The 18,375-nt window shown below is 73.4% G+C and carries 18 protein-coding genes; 5 read left to right on the forward strand and 13 right to left on the reverse strand.

Translation table 11 applies throughout. The annotated features are described in order from the left end of the window. Positions 1-28 precede the first annotated feature (28 nt). Together ACR3IO_RS06635 and ACR3IO_RS06640 are read left to right on the forward strand one after the other, a co-directional pair. On the forward strand, positions 29-1,393 hold the full coding sequence (locus ACR3IO_RS06635; RefSeq protein ID WP_434070382.1) for an FAD-binding oxidoreductase: 1,365 nt from the start codon (positions 29-31) through the stop codon (positions 1,391-1,393). A gap of 37 nt (positions 1,394-1,430) precedes the next feature. Beyond that, a complete protein-coding gene (locus ACR3IO_RS06640) occupies positions 1,431-2,540 on the forward strand; it encodes a DNA glycosylase AlkZ-like family protein (protein ID WP_434070383.1) in 1,110 nt (369 codons plus the stop codon). A 12-nt stretch (positions 2,541-2,552) separates the two neighbouring features. Here ACR3IO_RS06640 and ACR3IO_RS06645 read toward each other — a convergent pair whose 3' ends face one another. Genes ACR3IO_RS06645 through ACR3IO_RS06665 form a run of 5 tightly spaced genes read right to left on the reverse strand, consistent with a single transcriptional unit; the run spans position 2,553 to position 6,193 of the window. Continuing rightward, positions 2,553-3,350, reverse strand: a complete 798-nt coding sequence (locus tag ACR3IO_RS06645; RefSeq protein ID WP_434070384.1) for an alpha/beta fold hydrolase — start codon at positions 3,348-3,350, stop codon at positions 2,553-2,555. Positions 3,351-3,398: 48 nt separating this feature from the next. Then, entirely contained in the window at positions 3,399-3,722 is a 324-nt protein-coding gene (locus tag ACR3IO_RS06650; RefSeq protein ID WP_434070385.1) for an L-rhamnose mutarotase, read from the reverse strand. Further along, a complete protein-coding gene (locus tag ACR3IO_RS06655) occupies positions 3,719-4,483 on the reverse strand; it encodes an SDR family NAD(P)-dependent oxidoreductase (protein ID WP_434070386.1) in 765 nt (254 codons plus the stop codon). Before ACR3IO_RS06655 ends, ACR3IO_RS06650 begins: the two co-directional genes overlap by 4 nt. Continuing rightward, positions 4,480-5,334 (reverse strand): fumarylacetoacetate hydrolase family protein, encoded by an 855-nt coding sequence (locus ACR3IO_RS06660; protein WP_434070387.1) that lies wholly within the window; start codon positions 5,332-5,334, stop codon positions 4,480-4,482. Before ACR3IO_RS06660 ends, ACR3IO_RS06655 begins: the two co-directional genes overlap by 4 nt. Next, entirely contained in the window at positions 5,327-6,193 is an 867-nt protein-coding gene (locus ACR3IO_RS06665) for an amidohydrolase family protein (protein WP_434070388.1), read from the reverse strand. The genes ACR3IO_RS06660 and ACR3IO_RS06665 overlap by 8 nt, the downstream gene beginning before the upstream one ends. A gap of 65 nt (positions 6,194-6,258) precedes the next feature. Between ACR3IO_RS06665 and ACR3IO_RS06670 the strand changes: the two genes are divergently transcribed. Beyond that, a complete protein-coding gene (locus ACR3IO_RS06670; RefSeq protein ID WP_434070389.1) occupies positions 6,259-7,035 on the forward strand; it encodes a FadR/GntR family transcriptional regulator in 777 nt (258 codons plus the stop codon). Positions 7,036-7,039: 4 nt separating this feature from the next. Here ACR3IO_RS06670 and ACR3IO_RS06675 read toward each other — a convergent pair whose 3' ends face one another. Then, on the reverse strand, positions 7,040-8,014 hold the full coding sequence (locus tag ACR3IO_RS06675; protein ID WP_434070390.1) for an aldo/keto reductase: 975 nt from the start codon (positions 8,012-8,014) through the stop codon (positions 7,040-7,042). Between the two features lie 137 nt (positions 8,015-8,151). On the opposite strand from ACR3IO_RS06675, the gene ACR3IO_RS06680 reads away from it, so the two are divergent. Together ACR3IO_RS06680 and ACR3IO_RS06685 are read left to right on the forward strand one after the other, a co-directional pair. Beyond that, positions 8,152-9,204: a zinc-dependent alcohol dehydrogenase gene (locus ACR3IO_RS06680; RefSeq protein WP_434070391.1), complete on the forward strand. Its 1,053-nt coding sequence runs from the start codon at positions 8,152-8,154 to the stop codon at positions 9,202-9,204. After that, entirely contained in the window at positions 9,201-9,959 is a 759-nt protein-coding gene (locus ACR3IO_RS06685) for an SDR family oxidoreductase (protein WP_434070392.1), read from the forward strand. Before ACR3IO_RS06680 ends, ACR3IO_RS06685 begins: the two co-directional genes overlap by 4 nt. A 388-nt stretch (positions 9,960-10,347) precedes the next feature. Here ACR3IO_RS06685 and ACR3IO_RS06690 read toward each other — a convergent pair whose 3' ends face one another. The 7 genes from ACR3IO_RS06690 to ACR3IO_RS06720 form a co-directional block, all read right to left on the reverse strand. Continuing rightward, on the reverse strand, positions 10,348-11,850 hold the full coding sequence (locus ACR3IO_RS06690; RefSeq protein WP_434070393.1) for an aldehyde dehydrogenase (NADP(+)): 1,503 nt from the start codon (positions 11,848-11,850) through the stop codon (positions 10,348-10,350). 14 nt (positions 11,851-11,864) lie between these two features. Continuing rightward, positions 11,865-13,073 (reverse strand): fumarylacetoacetate hydrolase family protein, encoded by a 1,209-nt coding sequence (locus ACR3IO_RS06695; protein ID WP_434070394.1) that lies wholly within the window; start codon positions 13,071-13,073, stop codon positions 11,865-11,867. Positions 13,074-13,158: 85 nt separating this feature from the next. Then, positions 13,159-13,953: an enoyl-CoA hydratase/isomerase family protein gene (locus tag ACR3IO_RS06700; RefSeq protein ID WP_434070395.1), complete on the reverse strand. Its 795-nt coding sequence runs from the start codon at positions 13,951-13,953 to the stop codon at positions 13,159-13,161. Continuing rightward, entirely contained in the window at positions 13,950-15,107 is a 1,158-nt protein-coding gene (locus ACR3IO_RS06705) for a hypothetical protein (protein WP_434070396.1), read from the reverse strand. The genes ACR3IO_RS06700 and ACR3IO_RS06705 overlap by 4 nt, the downstream gene beginning before the upstream one ends. Next, on the reverse strand, positions 15,107-16,330 hold the full coding sequence (locus tag ACR3IO_RS06710; protein ID WP_434070397.1) for a CaiB/BaiF CoA transferase family protein: 1,224 nt from the start codon (positions 16,328-16,330) through the stop codon (positions 15,107-15,109). The genes ACR3IO_RS06705 and ACR3IO_RS06710 overlap by 1 nt, the downstream gene beginning before the upstream one ends. Next, on the reverse strand, positions 16,327-17,400 hold the full coding sequence (locus ACR3IO_RS06715) for a Gfo/Idh/MocA family protein (RefSeq protein ID WP_434070398.1): 1,074 nt from the start codon (positions 17,398-17,400) through the stop codon (positions 16,327-16,329). Before ACR3IO_RS06715 ends, ACR3IO_RS06710 begins: the two co-directional genes overlap by 4 nt. Further along, entirely contained in the window at positions 17,397-18,359 is a 963-nt protein-coding gene (locus ACR3IO_RS06720; protein ID WP_434070399.1) for an MBL fold metallo-hydrolase, read from the reverse strand. Before ACR3IO_RS06720 ends, ACR3IO_RS06715 begins: the two co-directional genes overlap by 4 nt. Positions 18,360-18,375 lie beyond the last annotated feature (16 nt).

An 18,375-nucleotide genomic window follows, 5' to 3' on the forward strand; every position in this document is an offset into this window, starting at 1 on the left:
TGTGCGGCGGATGAGAGGGGCTCCACCGATGACCGACGCCCGCGCGACCGCGCTCGAAGACCTCCGATCGAAGCTCGCCGGCACGCTCGTGCTGCCAGGCGACGCCGACTACGACGCGGCCAGATCGCCGTGGAACCTCAGCGTCGACCAGCGGCCGGCCGCCGTGGCGACCCCGGCCGACGTGGCCGACGTGCAGGCGATCCTCGCGGCGGCAACCTCCGCCGGGCTCGGCGTCACGACGCAGCCCAACGGCCACGGCGCCGCCGACGGCCTCGACGGCGTCATCCTCATCCGCCCCTCGTCCTTCGACGAGATCGCGGTCGACGTGCCGGGGCGCGTGCTGCGCGTCGGCGCCGGGGTCAACTGGGGCCCGGCGCTGCAGGCGCTCGATGGCACCGGGCTCATCGGCCTCGCCGGGTCGAACCCCGAGGTCGACGTCGTGGGGCTCGCGCTCAACGGCGGGCACTCCATGTTCAGCCGCCGCAACGGCCTCACCGCGCGATCGATCGTCGCCGTCGAGCTCGTCGACGCCTCGGGCGAGGTGCGCCGGGTCACCGACGCCGACGACGCCGAGCTGATCTGGGCGCTGCGGGGCGGCGGCGGGCACTTCGGGGTCGTCACCGCGATCGAGCTCGCGCTCCACGAGGGCGACGCTTTGTTCGGCGGCGGCCTGCTGTTCCCGGTCGAGGCCGCGGTGCCGGTGATCTCCGCCGCGTTCGCGCTGGCCCGCGAGGTGCCAGAGCTCGGCCTCGACATCGGCATGATGCGCTTCCCCGACCTGCCCGTGATGCCGCCCCACCTCCGCGGGCGCATCGTGGCCTCGGTCTCGCTCGTGCACGTCGGCGACGAGGCGACCGGGCGTGGGTACGCCGAGCGGCTGCTCGGCGTCGCCGAGCCCATCGCGAACGCGCTCACGCCGTTCACGATCGGCCAGCTCGCGGCCGTCGCCGCCGAACCGGTCGACCCGATGCCCACGGCCGACTTCGGCGCGGCCATCGGCAGCGACGACGACGCCTTCGCCGCCGAGCTGGTCGAGGCGTTCCTCGCGGGCGCCGAGCTCGGGCTCATGCGCTGCGGGCTGCGCGCCATGGGCGGCGCGACCGCCGAGGTGCTCGGCGCCGACCTCTCCGCCGTCGGTGCGATCCGCGCGCCCCTGCTGCTGAGCGCCGGCGTGCTACTGCTCGACCCGTCGATCGACCCGGTCGCGGCGCTCCAGCCGCTCCACGACCTCGCCGAGCGGCACGGGGTCCTCGGCGGCGTCCCGTCGATGCTCGGCGCCGGCACGCTCGCCGATGTCTACGAACCGGCCGTGCTCGACCGGCTCGCGGCCGTCAAGCAGCGGGTCGACCCGGGCGGTCTCATCCGCAGCAACCGGGCGATCCACGCGCAATGACGGCGCGAGCGAGCGGGCGCGGGCGGGCGTTCACGTCATGACCGTGCACGAACTCGACGCGGCGACGGCGCGTCGCGTCGCCGTGCGCGCGCAGATGCTCGACGCGGAGCGCCCGACCGAGCTGCTGGCGATGGTCGAGCAGCTCACGCTGCTGCAGGTCGACCCCACCGCGGCCATCGCGCCCAACGCCGACCTCGTCGCCTTCACCCGGCTCGGCGCGTCGTACAGCCCGGCCGACCTGGTGCGAGCGCTCGAGCACGACCGTGCGCTGTTCGAGCTCGACGCCCTGATCCGGCCGATCGGCGACCTGCCGCTCTTCAGGGCAGAGATGGCGGCGTGGCCGTCGTGGGACCGCGCGCAGGACTGGCTGGAGCAGAACGCCGCGTTCCGGCGCGATGTCCTGCGCCGGCTCGAGGCCTCGACCGAACCCCTGCCGTCGCGCGAGATCGAGGACACGAGCGTCGTGCCCTGGCAGTCGACCGGGTGGACCCACAACCGCAACGTCGGCCGGATGCTCGAGTACCTCGCGCTCCAGGGCGAGATCGCGATCGCCGGCCGCCGCGGCCGTGAACGGCTCTTCACGATCGCCGACCGCGTCTACCCGGCCGACACCGCATCGCTCACGTTCGAGCAGGCGACCGGTGCGCGCAACGAACGCCGCCTCGCCGCGCTCGGCATCGCGCGAGCCAAGTCGACGAAGATGCCGCTCGAACCCGTCGATGTCGGCGAAGCCGGCGAGCCGGCCGTGGTCGAGGGGGTGCCGGGCGGATGGCGCGTCGACCCGGTCGTGCTCGACGAGGTGCGCTCGGGCTTCGCGGGGCGCACGGCGCTGCTCTCCCCGTTCGACCGCCTGGTCTACGACCGGCTGCGCGCGCAGCAGCTGTTCGACTTCGAGTACACGCTCGAGATGTACAAGCCCGCCGCGAAGCGGCGCTGGGGCTACTTCGCGCTGCCGATCCTGCACGGCGACCGGCTCGTCGGCAAGCTCGACGCCGTGGCCGACCGCAAGCGCGGCGTGCTCGTGGTCAACGCGATCCACGAGGATGCGGCCTTCGACCGCGCGACGAGGGCGGCGGTCGATGCCGAGATCGGCTGCCTCGCCGAGTGGCTCGGACTCGACGTCGAGCGTCCGGGTCCCGAGCGCTGACGCTCGCGCCGCTCAGGCCTCGCCGAGGAACTCGATCGCGCCCTGCCGGAACTCCCGCGAGACCGGTGCGTTGAAGTGGTGGCGGCCGGGCAGTTCGATGAACCGGCTGCCGGGCGTGGCCGCGGCGAGCAGTCGTGACCTCTCGAGGATCGCGTCCTCGCTGCCCGTGGCGAACAGCACGGGCTGCGTCGGCGGGTTCGAGACATCCGGGTCGGCATCCCCCAGGCGCATGCCCTCGGCGAGCGCGATGAGCGCCCCCAGGTCGTTGCCCGGCACGCGTTCGGTGAGCGTGACGTAGTTGCGCGTGACCTGGTCTTCGACGGGCGTGCCGTGCTCGAGGTAGGCGCGGGCCTGGTCGATCTGCAGGCGAGCGAGGGGCCGACCGTCGGGGATCCCGCCGAGCACCGCCCGCTGCACGCGCTCGGGGTGCGCGACGGCGACCTGCCACCCGACGCGGGCACCGAGGGAGTACCCGACGTAGTGGGCGCTGTCGAGCAGGTAGGTGTCGAGCACGGTGACGATGTCCTCGACGAACAGGTCCATGACGTAGGCGCGATCGAGGTACGGCTTGTCGCTCGCGCCGTGTCCGCGCTGGTCGATCGCGAGCACCCGGTACCCCGCACGCGAGAGGTCGCGGACCCAGCCGGTGTTCACCCAGTTGTCGCGGGCGCTCGACGCGAAGCCGTGCACGAGCAGCACGGGGGTCGCATCCTCGTGGCCCCACGTGTACGTCGCGATGCGCCGCCCGTTGGTGCTCATCACGAACTGCGGGGCGGGCATCACGATCATGCCGGGGATCTCGGGGGCCATACCCTCATCATGCCTGCTCGCCGGCGCCATTCGGGCACTCGGGCGCGCTCAGTCGAGGTGGAAGATCTCGGGGATCTCCATCCACCACTCGCCCTCGGCCCGCTCGGCGAACGGGCGCTGCAGCGGCTCGCACACCGACCACCAGCGCTGCGTCTCGGGGTCGGCGGCGATCGCGGCCATGTCGGCCTCGAGGTCGTCGCCGACGTACTCCATGTAGGCGAAGAGCACCTCGCCGTGGCGGTAGATCGAGTAGTTGCGGATGTTGCTCGCGGTGAGTCGCTCGAGCACCGCAGGCCAGACCTCGGCGTGCAGCCGCTCGTACTCCTCGCGGTTCTCGGCGGGCATGCCGATGACCGAGGCGAGGCGCTTCACGAGCGGGCTCCCGCCGGGCGCACGCGCAGGTGCGAGACGCCGCCGTCGACGTCGAGCGCGGTGCCCGTCGTCGACACCGAGCGGGGGCTCGCGAGGTACGCGATCGCGGCGGCGACCTCCTCGGGAGCCACCATCTTGCCGGTGGCCTGTCGGGCGTCGAGCGCCGCTCGTTCGGCGACGGGGTCGGCGAAGCCCTGCAGCATCCGATCGACGAACGGGGTGTGCACGGTGCCCGGGCAGACGCAGTTGACGCGGATGCCCTCGGCGACGTGGTCGGTGGCCATCGCGTAGGTGAGGGCGAGCACCGCGCCCTTCGAGGCGGAGTAGAGGGCGCGCTGCGGCAGGCCGTTCAGCGCCGCGATCGAGCTGACGTTCACGACGGATGCCGCGTCCGAGCGCCGCAGCCACGGCAGCGCCGCGGCGGTGACCCTGGCCATGCCGATGACATTGACGTCGAGCACGCGCGTCCACTCGGCGTCGTCGTTCTCGGCGACGGTGCCGACGGCGCTGATGCCCGCGTTGTTCACGACGACGTCGATGCCGCCGAACCGCTCGGCGACCTCGGCGACGGCCGCCTCGATCGAGGCCCGGTCCGTGACATCCGCCGTGAACCCGACGAGCGGGTCGGGGAGCCCGTCGAGGGCGCGGTCGAGCACCGCCACGGTGGCGCCGCGCTCCGCGAGCACCTTCGCGGTGGCCAGGCCGATGCCGGACGCCCCGCCCGTGACGATCGCGACGAGGCCCTCGAACTCGGCGCTCATGCCTGCACCAGGTTCTGGCTCGCACGGCCGAGGCCGTCGATCTCGAGCTCGACCGTGTCGCCGGCGCGCAGGTACGGGTTGCCCTCGATGCCGAGCGCGACGCCCGCGGGGGTGCCGGTGTTGATGAGGTCGCCGGGGCGGAGCACCATGAACTGGCTGAGGTACCAGATCACGTGCGCGACGGAGAAGAGCATGTCGGCGCTCGTGCCGTTCTGGCGGATCTCGCCGTTGACCCAGAGTCGCAGGCCGAGCGACTGGGGGTCGGCGACGTCGGCCGCGGGCACCAGCACGGGCCCGAGCGGGTTGAACGTCTCGCAGCTCTTGCCTTTGTCCCACTGGCCGCCGCGCTCGAGCTGGAACTCCCGCTCCGACACGTCGTGCGAGACCGCGTAGCCGGCGACGTGGGCGAGCGCCTCCTCGGGCGAGGCGAGGTAGCGCGCGGTCGTGCCGATGACGACGCCGAGCTCGACCTCCCAGTCGGTCTTCGTCGAGTTGCGCGGGATGAGCACGTCGTCGAACGGGCCGACGACGGTCGAGGGGTCCTTCATGAAGACGACCGGTTCGGCGGGCAGCGCGGCGCCCGTCTCCTCCGCGTGGTCGCGGTAGTTCAGGCCGATGCAGACGACCTTGCCCGGCGCCGCGATGGGCGCGCCCACGCGGAGGCCGGTCGGGTCGATGGCGGGCAGCGTGTCGAGCGCGGCGGCGATGCGGGCGATGCCGTCGGCGGCGAGGAAGGCGCCGTCGAAGTCGGCCGTGAGCGAGCTCGCATCGAGCGTGCGCGCGCCGACCCGGACGACGGGAACCTCGCGGCCCGCGTCGCCGAGTCGGGCCAGGGTGAACTGTTCAGTCATCGAGGGACTCCGATCCAGGGAGGGTGTAGAACCTGCGGGCCGTTCCCGCGAGGATGCCGGCGCGCTCGGCGTCGGTGAGTTCGGCGAAGAGCTCGGAGAGCCCCTGCCAGACCCGGGTGTACCCGCCCGCGATGAGCGAGACGGGCCAGTCGCCGCCGTACATGAGCCGGTCGGGTCCGAAGACCTCGAGCGCGTGGTCGAAGACGGGGCGCACCGAGTCGACGGTCCAGTCGGCGGGGTCGCCCGTCGCGGCGTAGAGGCCCGAGACCTTGCCGTGCACCCGCGGGTTCTCCGCGACCCTGGCGATGAGCGAGGCCCACGGCTCCCACGCATCGCCGCCGACCGGCGGCTTGTTCAGGTGGTCGATCACGAGGTCGAGGTCGGGATGCCGCTCCGAGATCGCGAGCACGGCCTCGAGGTGCTCGGGCAGCACGCCGACGACGTCGAAGGGGACGCCGGCGGCGGCCAGCAGGCCGAGGCTCTCGTCGACGTCGGGCCGGCGCAGCCAGTGCGGGTCGGCCCGGTCGTGGATGAGGTTGCGCACGCCGCAGAAGCGCGGGCGCCGCCGCAGCTCGGCGAGGCGCTCGGCCGCGCGAGTCGGCTCGTGCAGCGGGACGTAGCCGACGACGCCGAGCACGACGGGCTCGCGGTCGGCGACCTCGAACATGTGGTCGGTGTCCTCGTCGTTGTCGGCCGACTGCACGAGCACGGTGCCGGTGACGCCCGCGGCCTCGAACTCGGGCAGCACCTCGGCCATCTCGATCGTGCGATGCAGCACGCCGGCCTCGGGGGTGAGCCAGGCGTAGTCGGCCCGCTCGAGGTCCCAGACGTGCTGGTGGGCGTCGATGACCCCGGTCATGCGGCCTCCTTCAAAGATCTGATGAATTCACGGGTGGTGGCTCGGTGGTGACCTAGGCTGTGCCCATGACGAGCGAGCACACCCCCGAGGGCGGTCAGGCGCGGTCGCGCGCCCAGGTCGTGATCGACGGCATCCGCCAGATGATCACGAGCGGCGAACTCGTGGCCGGCTCGCGACTGCCCGTCGAGCGCGAGCTCGGGGCGAGGCTCGGCGTCTCGCGCGGTCCGCTCCGCGAGGGCGTTCGCGCGCTCGTGATCCTCGGCATCCTCGAGACCCGGCAGGGCGACGGCACCTACGTGACCTCGCTCGAACCGGGCCGGCTCTTCGAACCGCTCGGCATGCTCGCCGAGCTGCAGAGCCCCGAGAACAACGTGCACCTGCTCGGCGTGCGCCGCGTGCTCGAGCCCGAGGCCGCCGCGCACGCGGCCCTGCGCATCAGCGACGAGGACCTCGCCGAGGCCGGCCGCATCCTCGATCGGGGCGAGGCGCTGCTCACCGACGAGCGCATCGACCTCGAGGCGACGATCGACGTCGACACCGACTTCCACCGGCTCATCGCGAACGCGAGCGGCAACCCGGCGTTCGCCGCCATCATCGACGCGCTCGTGAGCCGCACGGCGCGCGCTCGTCTGTGGCGCGCGATCCATCAGCATGACGCCGTGCACTCGACCCAGCAGGAGCACCGCGCGATCCTCACCGCGCTCGCGGCGCACGACCCCGACCGGGCCCGCATCCGCATGATGGTGCACGTGCTCGGCGTCGAGGAGTACACCGCCGCCCACCTCGACGAGTCGGCGCCCGAGATCGTCGAGGGCGGCGCGCCCGGAGCCGCCGAGGGCTGAGCCCTCACGCATCGCGGAGGAGTCCGCGATCGGCCAGGGTCGACCAGAGCTCGTCGGGCACGCCGGCCGCGTACCGCTCGATGGTCTGCTCGACCTGCTCGGCGGTGCGCATGCCCACCACGACCGAGACCACGGTCGGATGCCGCAGCGCGAACGCGAGCGCGGCCTCGGGCAGCGTGACGCCGAACGACTCGCACACGTCGGCGATCGCGTTCGCCCTGGCGATGATCTCGGCGGGCGCCTGCGCGTAGTCGTAGCGGGCGTCGGCCGGAGGCCGGGGGCGCGAGAGCAGGCCTGAGTTGTAGACGCCGGCCGCGACGATGCCGACGCCGCGCTCGGCGGCCGCGGGCAGCAGGTCGTCGAGCGCGCCCTGCTCGAGCAGCGTGTAGCGCCCGGCGAGCATGATGAGGTCGATGTCGTGCCGCAGCACGAACTCGGTCGGCATCGCCGACTGGTTCATGCCGGCGCCGACGGCGCGCACGAGGCCCTCGTCGCGCAGCTCGATGAGTGCGGGGATGGCCTCGGCGTGCGCCTCTGGACCGTACGCGTCGGGGTCGTGCAGGTAGGCGATGTCGATGCGGTCGAGGCCGAGGCGCTCGAGGCTCTCGTCGATCGACCGGCGGATGCCGTCGCGACTGAGGTCGTACTGCCGGCGCACGTTCGCGGGCACGTCGAAGCCCTCGTCGTCGCGGGCGGTGCCGTCGTAGGACTCGTTCGGCACGATGAGGCGGCCGACCTTCGTCGAGAGCACGTACTCGTCGCGGGGGTGGGCGGCCAGGGCCGCGCCCAGACGCCGCTCGGAGAGCCCGAGGCCGTAGTGCGGCGCCGTGTCGAAGAGTCGGATGCCGCGCTCGTACGCCGCCGCGACGGCGCCGGCGGCCTCGTCGTCGGTGGTGGCCCTGGCGAGGTTGCCGAGTTGCGCGGCGCCGAAGCCGAGCTCGGTCAGCGACAGGCCGGATCGCAGTGTGCGACTCTTCATCGAGTTCCTCCAGGCGTGAGAACGGGGTTCCTAAAGGTTAGATGATTTCGAACCGCGACGCCATTCCTCTGGCATAATCGTGACCCATGCGGGCCGATTGGTCTCCTCAATCCGCCCGAAACCGATCTGGAGGATCAATGCTGACCGCCACCTACACCGGCGACCGGACCATCACCATCGCGGAGGCGCACACGCAGCCGCCGGCCCCGGGCCAGGTGCGCCTTCGCGTGGCCTACGTCGGCCTCTGCGGCACCGACCTGCACATCCTGCACGGCAACATGGACGACCGCGTGCAGACGCCCCTGGTCTTCGGACACGAGATGAGCGGCACGATCGACGCCGTCGGCGAGGGCGTCGACGGCTGGCGCGAGGGCCAGCAGGTGACCGTGATGCCGCTCGCGTGGGACGGCACCTGCCCGGCCTGCCTCGCCGGCAACGGGCACATCTGCCAGAACCTCGACTTCATCGGCATCGACTCCCCCGGCGCCCTGCAGGCGACGTGGAACGTGCCGGCCGAGGTGCTCGTGGCCCTGCCCGACGGCATCGCCCTCGACGCCGCCGCGCTCGTCGAGCCCGTCGCGGTCGCCGTGCACGACGTGCGCCGGGCCGAGATCACGGGCGGCGAGCGCGCCGTCGTCATCGGCGGCGGCCCCATCGGCGTGCTCATCGCCACGGTCGCCCGGGCGTTCGGCGCCGAGGTCGCCGTGATCGAGCTCGACGCGAACCGCCGTGCGCAGGTCGCCGGCCTCGGCTTCGAGACGCTCGACCCGCGCGAGGTCGACCAGGTCGCCTGGGTCGAGGAGTGGACGGGCGGCGCCGGAGCCGACGTCGTCTTCGAGGTCTCCGGAGCGGCCCAGGCCGTGCTCGGCGCGACCGCCCTCGCGAAGGTGCGCGGCACGCTCGTCGTGGTGGCGATCCACCCGACCCCGCGCGAGATCGACCTGCAGCGCGTGTTCTGGCGGGAGCTGCGCATCCTCGGCGCGCGCGTCTACCAGCGCACCGACTTCGAGCGCGCGGTCGAGCTCATCGCCGACGGCACCATCCCGACCGACGTGCTCATCACGAAGGTCGTGCCGCTCGCCGAGACGCAGGCCGCGTTCGAGGACCTCGAGGCGGGCCGCGCCATGAAGGTGCTGGTCGACGTGCAGCAGGGGCAGCCGGTCCAGCCAGGGCAGGAGGCCGGCGCATGAGCGTCTCGTTCGACCTCACCGGCACGACCGCCGTCGTCACGGGCGCCAAGCGCGGCATCGGCTTCGCGATGGCCGAGGCCCTCGCCGAAGCCGGCGCCGACATCATCGGCGTGAGCGCCACGATCGAGGCCGAGGGCAGCGCGATCGCCGCCGCGGTCGAGGCCCACGGTCGCCGTTTCGAGGCACGCGCGGTCGATTTCGCCGACCGCGAGGCCGTCGTGGCCCTCGGGGCCGAGCTCCGCGAGCGCGAGATCGACATCCTCGTGAACAACGCGGGCACGATCGAGCGGGCGCCCGCCGCGGAGCATCCGCTCGAGTGGTGGGACCGCGTCGTCGAGGTGAACCTGTCGAGCCAGTTCGTGCTCACGCAGGCCGTGGGCGCCGGAATGCTCGAACGGGGCCACGGCAAGGTGATCTTCACGGCGAGCCTGCTGAGCTTCCAGGGCGGCATCAACGTGCCCGGCTACGCGGCCGCGAAGTCCGGCATCTCGGGCCTCGTGAAGGCCCTCGCCAACGAGTGGACCGCGCGCGGCGTGACCGTGAACGGCATCGCCCCCGGCTACATCGCGACCGACAACACGCAGAACCTGCGCGACGACCCCGAGCGTTCGAAGGCGATCCTCGACCGCATCCCGGCCGGCCGGTGGGGTCGTGCCGACGACATCGCGGGCGCGACGGTGTTCCTCGCCTCGCCCGCCTCCGACTACGTCTCGGGCGTCATCCTGCCCGTCGACGGCGGGTGGCTCGGGCGCTGAGCCCCAGCGCGCCGCGCCGCGCGATGTGGCGCGGTGCGGTGCGGCACCGGCCCGGTCACCCCGGCGCGCCGTTGAGCATCCGCGACCGGTCACGTTCTGCTGCTTCCCCGCCCGGAATTGCAGCACAACGTGACCACTCGCGCGCGTGGCGGCGCAGCGCGCGCGCGGCGTAGCGCGCGAGCGGCGCAGCGCGCGAGCGGCGCAGCGCGCGAGCGGCGCAGCGCGCGAGCGGCGCAGCGCGCGAGCGGCGCAGCGCGCGAGCGGCGCAGCGCGCGAGCGGCGCAGCGCGCGAGCGGCGCAGCGCGCGAGCGGCGCAGCGCGCGAGCGGCGCAGCGCGCGAGCGGCGCGGCGCGCGAGCGGCGCGGCGCGGCGCAGGCGCAGGCCCGGGTCAGTCGAGCAGCAGCCGCCCGTCGATACGGCGCGGGATGCCGCGGTACCCGTCGCGCAGCTCGGCGGGCAGCACGGCCTCGGGCGCATCCTGGTAGGCGAGCGGACGCAGGAACCGGCGGATGGCGCTCACGCCCACCGAGGTGTGCTGCGAGTTCGTCGCGGGCCACGGTCCGCCGTGGTGCTGCGCCCACGACACGCGCACGCCCGTGGGGTAGCCGTCGAACACGATGCGACCGACGCGCGGCGCGAGCGAGGCGACGAGGGTCGTGACGGCCTCGACCTCGGCGGGCTCGCTGTGCACGGTCGCCGTGAGCGAGTCGGGCACCGCGTCGAGCGCCGTGAGGATGTCGCGGTCGTCGGCGTAGCGCGCGACCACGATGAGCGGGCCGAACGCCTCCTCGGCGATGTCGGCGGTGAGCGAGGTCGCCTCGACGCCGAGCACGGTGGGCGCGGCGGTGAAGCCCGCTCCCCCGTCGGTGCCGCGGGCGAGCACCTCGACGGCGCCCTCGGCGACGAGCCGCCCGCGGATCTCGTCGAACGAGGTCGTGATGCGCTCGTTGAGCAGTACGGATGCCGCGGCATCCGTCGCCCGCTCGACCAGGCGCGCGACGAGCGCGTCGCCGTCGGCGCCGACGGGGACGAACGCGACGCCGGGCTTCGTGCAGAACTGGCCGGAGCCGAGGGTGAAGGAGCCGTACAGGCCGTCGGCGATCTCGCTCGCACGGGCCGCCGCGGCGCCGGGCGTGATCACGAGCGGGTTGAGGCTCGAGAGCTCGCCGTAGAACGGGATCGGCTCGTCGCGGCCCGCGATGATGTCCATGAGCGCCTGCCCGCCGTGCAGCGAGCCGGTGAAGCCGACGGCGCGCACGAGCGGGTGCGCCACGAGCGCGGCCCCGGCCGCGGTGCCGTAGACGATGCCGAGGAGGCCCTCGGGCGCTCCGTACGCGCGGGCGGCCGCGGACAGCACGGCGAACGACCGCGCCGACGTCTCGAGGTGCGACGAGTGCGCCTTCAGCACGACGGCGTTGCCGCCAGCGAGGGCCGAGGCGGTGTCGCCGCCCGCCACCGAGAACGCGAACGGGAAGTTGCTGGAGCCGAACACCGCGACCGGTCCGATGGGGATCAGCATGCGACGCAGCTCCGGCGCCAGGCCGAGTGCGGTCTGTCCGGCGTGGTCGATCGCGGCCTCGAGGTAGCCGCCCTCGCGCACGGCCTCGGCGAAGAGCCGGAACTGGAACGCGCTCCGCGAGACCTCGCCGTCGAGGCGGACCGTGCCGAGGCCGGTCTCGCGGTCGGCGACGGCGACGAGCTCGGCCCGGTCCGCCTCGAGCGCGTCGGCGAGGGCGTCGAGCAGGCCGGCGCGCCAGGCGCGGTCGCGGACGGCGACCACGGTGAACGCGGCCTGGGCGGCGTGCACGATCGCGTCTGCCTGCTCGGGCGCGGTCACCTCGAGCTCGGTCGGGGTGCGGGCTCCGGTGCGGGGGTCGGTGGTGGTGAGCATGCGGGTCTCCGGGGTCAGCGCAGCAGGCCGCGCGCGGCGAGGGATCGGTAGAGGGCGTCGATGCCGAACGTCCAGGGCTCGGCGTCGGCGGTCGAGCGCACGCGGTTGACGAGCGCGCCGAGGCGCGGCTCGGCGATGCGCACGAGGTCGTCGTCGTGATGCGTGAAGCCGCGACCGGGCAGGTCGCGGTCGTCGACGGGGGCGAACATCGTGCCGAGGTACAGCACGAACCCGTCGGGGTACCGGTGGTGCTCGCCGACGACCTGGCCCACGAGGTCGGCGGGATCGCGGCTGATGCGCGCGAGCTCGCTCGTGCCCTCGAGGAGGTATCCGTCGGCACCGTCGATGGTGAGCGACACGACCGCCCCGCGCAGGTCGTCGAGCGAGTAGCCGTCGTCGAACAGGCGGATGAACGGCCCGACAGACGCCGAGGCGTTGTTGTCCTTCGCCTTGCCGAGCAGCAGCGCGCTGCGGCCTTCGACGTCGCGCAGGTTCACGTCGTTGCCGAGGCTCGCGCCCACGATGCGGCCGTCGGATGCGACGACGAGCACGACCTCGGGCTCCGGGTTGTTCCACTGCGACGCCGGGTGCACGCCCACGTCGACGTTCGTGCCGACGGTCGCGAGCACGGGCGCCTTGGTGAACACCTCCGCGTCGGGCCCGATGCCGACCTCGAGGTACTGGCTCCACCAGCCGCGCTCGAGGAGCAGGGCCTTGAGCGCCGCGGCCTCGTCGGAGCCGGGCTTCAGGTCGTCGAGGCTGCCGCCGATGGTGCCCAGGATGTCGCGGCGGATCACGGCGGCGGCGTCCTGGTCGCCGCGCGCCCGCTCCTCGATGACGCGCTCGAGCATCGAGACCGGGAACGTCACGCCCGCGGCCTTGACCACGTGCAGGTCGATCGGCGAGAGCAGCCACGGCCTCGCGGCATCCCTCGTCTCGGGCGGGGTGTTCGCGACGACCTCGTCGAGGCTCCCGATGCCCCGCCCGGCGCCGGCCGCGAGCGCCGCGACCAGTGCGGCGGCGGGCTCGGGCGTCTCGGTCAGGGCGCGCACCGTGGGGAACGCGGTCGACACGTCGAGCAGGTCGTCGCCGCGGAGGGCGACCACCGCGGGGCCCGCGGTCGCCTCGTCGGCGCCCTCGGCCGCGGGCAGCCAGGCGCGCCCGACCAGGGTCGCGCGGTCGGCGTCGACGGGCAGCAGGTCTCGTGCGGCGGGCCAGGTCATCGGTGGGGCTCCTCGTGGTCGTCGGCCGGGGCCGGGGCGGCGGGCCGGGTCATCGGCGTCAGCAGGTTCATCGGCAGTGGAAGGGTCATCGGCGGTGGAAGGTCGCCTGGCGCTTCTCGGCGAACGCGGCGCGTCCCTCGTCGGCGTCGGCGGTTGCGAAGGTGATCGTCTGCAGGTCGCGTTCGTAGCGGATGGACTCATCCTGCGTCATGTTGAACGCCGCGCGCAGGTTCGCCTTGGCGGTCTCGGCGGCGATCGGCGGCCGCGTCGCGATGACCGCGGCGAGCTCCTGCGCCCGCGCGACGAGGCGCGCGGGTTCGACGAGTTCGGTCACGAGGCCCCAGCGCAGGGCGGTGTCGGCGTCGATCGGATCGCCGGTCATGAGCATGACGGCGGCGTTCGACGGGCCGACCGAGTGCGCGAGGAAGGTACTCATACCGCCGCCGCCGATCCAGCCGAGCTTGATCTCGGGCGCCGCGAAGCTCGCGGTCGTCGAGGCGAGGCGGATGTCGCAGCTCAACGCCGTCTCGAGTCCGCCGCCGAACGCGTAGCCGTTGACGGCGGCGATCACGGGCTTGCGGGCGGCGCGGATCGCGTCGCAGTAGTCCGCGCGGTTGCGGAACTCCCACGGGGTCGCGTACGCGTCGAGCGTGCGGATGTCGGAGCCCGCGCAGAAGGCCCGCTCGCCGTCGCCCGTGAGCACGATCGCGCGTATCTCGTGGGCGGCATCCGCCCATTCGATGACGTGCACGAGCGCCTTGGACATCTCCTGCGTGACCGAGTTCAGCTTCTCGGGCCTGGCGAGCGTGATGGTCACGACGGCGCCGTCGACCCCGACGCGGAGGTTCTCGTGGTCGTGCGGGTACTGGAGGTCGGTCATGCGTGACTCCGTTCGGTGCGGGACGCGAGCGCGTCGAAGCGGGCGTTGACGGCGGCCACGGCGGCGACGGCCGCGCGCGGCGAGGCATCGCCGAGCAGGGCGTCGCGGAGCACCGCGGAGGCCTCGGACTGGAACGCGGTGTACCCCGCGACGCGCGGGCGCACCCACGACTGCTCGATCGTCGCGAGCGTGCGACGGTAGAAGTCGCCGGATGCCGCGTTCACGGCGTCGTCGGCCCAGGCGCTGCGGAGGCTCGGCTGCCCGTCGTGCTCGGGGATGAACCCCGCCTGCACGGCGGGGTCGAAGAGGCCCGCGAGGTGGTCGAGCAGGGCGCGGTCGGGCGCGCTCCGCGCGGTGATCGCGATGCCCGTGCCGCCGATCGTCGAACCGGGGCGTCCGCCCGCGGTCGCGGCCGGTGCGTCGTCGAAGGCGAGCGCGCCCGGGCCCGAGGCGTAGTTCACGTAGCCGTAGACGAGCGGCACGTAGGCGATGTCCCGTCGGCTGCGCATGCGCTCGAGCAGGCCGATCGGGTTGAGCTCGGCGGAACCGGCGGGCGCGCGCCGGGCGATGCCGGCGAGCAGTTCGAACGCCGCCGCGCCCGCGTCGGCGTCGAGGAGGCCCGCGCCGGGCTCGGTCGCGGGCTCGTGGCCGAACGCCGTGCACGCCGACATGAGGCTGAGCAGGGCGTGCGGCCCGGCGAGGCTCAGGGCGACGGGCGCGACCCCGGACTCGGCGAGGGCCGCGACGTCGTGCCAGGTCGCGGGCGCCGCGTCGAGCCGCTCCGGCACCCGCACCGACACCTGCGTCGCGGCGTCGAGGGGCAGCGCCCAGAGCGACCCGTCGACCGTGTACGACGCGGCGCTGGGGCCGACGGCGTCGGCGCGCAGGCGTCGGACGAGCTCAGGCGTGAAGAGCTCGTCGACCGGGCGCAGGGCTCCGGCGGCGAGCGCGTCGCCGAGGTGCGGGTGGTCGAGCACGATCACGTCGTACCGCTGGGCCAGCTCGCCGATCGGCGCGGACTCGAACCCCTCGAGGGAGTGCACGTCCCATTCGATGAGCGGCCGGCCCGTGGCATCCGTCGTCGCGGCCGCAGCGGCCTCGAGTGCATGACGGCCCCGCGGGTGGTCCCACGTGAGGCCCCGGTAGCCGGCCATCAGGCGCCGGCGACGGCGGGCGCGGCATCCGTCGCCCTGGCCGCCCCCGAGGCGAGGATCGCGTCGATGCGGTCGGCGTCGTACCCGGCCTCGGCCAGCACCTCGCGCGTGTGCTCGCCGACGAGCGGGGCGCCGCGGTAGAGCTGCGGCGGCGTGGCCGAGAAGCGGTACGGGAACCCGGGGGTCTTCACGCGCCCCTCGGTCGGGTGCTCGTACTCGATGAACGTGCCGTTGTGCAGGATCTGCGGGTCCTCGACGAGCTGCGCGTAGTCGTTCACCGGGCCGATCCACATGCCGGCGGCGCCGAGCGTCGTGATCCAGTGCTCGGCCGTGTTCTCACGCAGCTTCGCGGCCGTGCGCGAGTGGATCTCGTCGCGACGGGTCCACCCCTCGACCTCGCTCGACCAACCCTCGAACGCGGGCTCGCCGATGAGGCGGCCGAGCTCGTGCAGGTCGGCGAAGGCGAGCGCGACGTACCCGTCGCTCGTCTCGAAGACGCCGTACGGGGCGCGGATGTAGACGTGCGCGTGCGGCTCGGCCGAGCGCTGCTGGGCCTTGCGGCCGACCGTGAAGACCGAGAGCTCCTGCATCTGCAGCGTCGTGAGCGCGTCGAGCATGTTGACCGTCACGAGCTGTCCCTCGCCCGTGCGCTCCCGGTGCAGGAGCGCGGCGAGCACGCCCTCGAACGCGGTCGAGGCGGTGATCGCGTCGGCGAGGTACTGTCCGGCGGGCGAGGGCTCGTCGCCGTCACGGCCGGCCGAGTACATCGCGCCCGACATCGCCTGCAGGAGCAGGTCCTGGCCGGGGCGGTCGCGGTAGGGGCCGTCCTCGCCGTACCCCGAGATGGAGACGTAGACGATCGACGGGTTGATCGCCCGCAGCGACTCGTAGTCGACGCCGAGCCTGGCGGCCACGCCCGGACGGTAGTTCTGCAGGAAGACGTCGGCGCCCGCGACGAGCTCGCGCAGCGCCGCCTTGCCCTCCTCGGCCTTCAGGTCGAGGGCGACGGAGCGCTTGTTGCGGTTCAGCGAGAGGAACGAGACGTTGATCTCGTTGCCCGCGGCCCCGCCCGCGGCGGCGTGACGCTGCCACTCGCCGGTGGTCGGCTCGACCTTGATGACATCGGCCCCGAGGTCGCCGAGGCGCTGCGCCGCGAACGGCCCCGCCATGGCGATGGAGCAGTCGATGACCCGGTATCCGGCGAGCACGCCCTGCCCGGTCATGCGGCCTGCTCCTCGTCGTGCACGTTCACGTCGGTCCCTCCCGCAGCAGCGCTGCGCAGCATGGCGTCGATCAGTTCCACCGAGCGGGCCGCCACCTCGACGTCGGAGTTGTTCTCGGTGCTGGCGCCCGTGACGAGGTCGATGAACCGGTTCGGCGGCACGATGCACTCGTAGGCCCCCTCGCCCGGCGCGACGGGGATGTCCCAGCGCGACCCGTCGTAGCGGTGCACCCAGGCGCGCTCGCGCTCGGTGTCGAGCATCAGCACCCCCTCGGTGCCGAAGATGCGGATGTCGACCTGGTACGGGTCGCCGTCGGGCACGGTCGCGGCGCCCGAGAGCGAGCCGAGCGCACCGCCGTCGAACGTGATGACGGCCGCGTTGAAGAGGTCGACGGCGGCACCGCCGTTCGAGACCTTCGCCATGACGGATGCCGCGCGCAGGTCGCTCAGCCAGAAGAGCAGGGCGCTCGAGTGCGTGACCTGCCCGTGGGCGTAGCCGCCGCCCCGCGCGGGCGACTGCCACGTGCTCGGCTCGGGGCCGCTCGTCTCGGAGTCCCAGAGCGCGCGGATGTGGTTCGTGTCGCCGGCGAAGAGGCCGCGAGTGGGCGAGGCCATGTTGCAGGTCACGTGCTGGATCTCGCCGAGGTGGCCGGCGTCGACGAGGCGCTTGGCCTCGACGATGAACGGCTTGTAGTTCCATCCGTAGGGCGCGAGGAAGTGCACGCCGTGCTCGCGCACCTTGGCCGCGAGGTCCCAGCCCTGCGCCGCGCGCAGCGTGACGGGCTTCTCGACGAGCACGTGCAGGCCCCGCTCGATCGCGGCGACGGCTTGCGGGTGGTGCAGGTCGTGCGGCGTCGAGACGACCATCGCGTCGAGCTCCTGGTCGAGCAGCTCGCCGTAGTCGGTCGTCGCCATGCCGAACCCGAACTGCTCGCGGACGGTCTCGAGCTCGGGGCCGATGCCGCAGACGCCGACGAGCTCGACGTCCTCGCGTGCGGCGAAGATCGGGAAGTGGTTGCTCGTCGCCCACCAGCCGGCGCCGACCGCGCCGAGGCGCACGCGGGCGCTCATCGCACCCACCGCCACGTGCGTCGACCGTCGGCGTCGACGGCGGATGCCGCGAGCCCGCGTCGCTCGAGCCGCTCGAGGTTGCCCGTCACCGGGAACACGGCGTAGTCGAGCGCGTCGGCGCCCCAGGGGCCGAGCTCGGCACCCGCGGCGCGGACCAGCTCGAGCGTCGTCGCGGGCTCGGTGCGCGCGGCGAGGATCGCCGACACGACCTCGTCGATGCGCTCGGTGTAGGCCTCGCTCTCGTCGAGGAACGCGGCGACGCCCTCGCCCTCGTAGACCGGGTAGTGCGCGGTGAGCAGGAGGTCGGCATCGAGGGCCCGGAATGCCCGCAGGCTCTCGACGTACGGGTCGACGTCGCGGTACGTCGGCGGGAACGCGGCGCGCCCGTCGGCGAACAGCACGGTCGTGCCGAGCGTGGCGTCCCCGATGAGCAGGGCGCGATTGCCCTCGTCGTGGATCGCGACGTGGCCCGGGCTGTGGCCGGGCACGTGCAGCACCCTCACGTGCCTGCCGCCGAGGTCGAAGCCCTCGCCGCCCGTGACCCGCAGGTCGACCGGCACGAGGTCGGAGACGCTCCGCAGGTACGCGGTCGTCTCGGGAGGGTCGTCGAATCCGTCGGTGTCGCGGAACTCGCCGTAGCGCTCGTCGATGAGCCGCTGCACGTCCTCGACGAGTGGCGCGTCGAGGTCGTGCGCGACGATCTGCACGCCGGGGACGGCCGCCTTCAGCGCGCCGTTGCCGCCCGTGTGGTCGTAGTCGCAGTGCGTGTTGACGGCCCACCGCAGCTTCTCGCGCGGGATGCCGGCGGCGTCGAGGTACGGCAGGAGGGTCTCGGTGACGCTCTCGCGCACGCCCGTGTCGACGAGGAGCGCGGCGTTCTCGCCCACGAGCAGGTAGAGCGCGACGAAGCGCTCGCCGAGCGGGGCCTGGATCCGGTGCAGGCCGGGTCGGAGTTCCATGTGTCGGTTCTTCCTT

Origin of the sequence: Agromyces sp. Marseille-Q5079, assembly GCF_051016555.1 — a bacterium.
Classification (GTDB): Bacteria; Actinomycetota; Actinomycetes; order Actinomycetales; family Microbacteriaceae; genus Agromyces.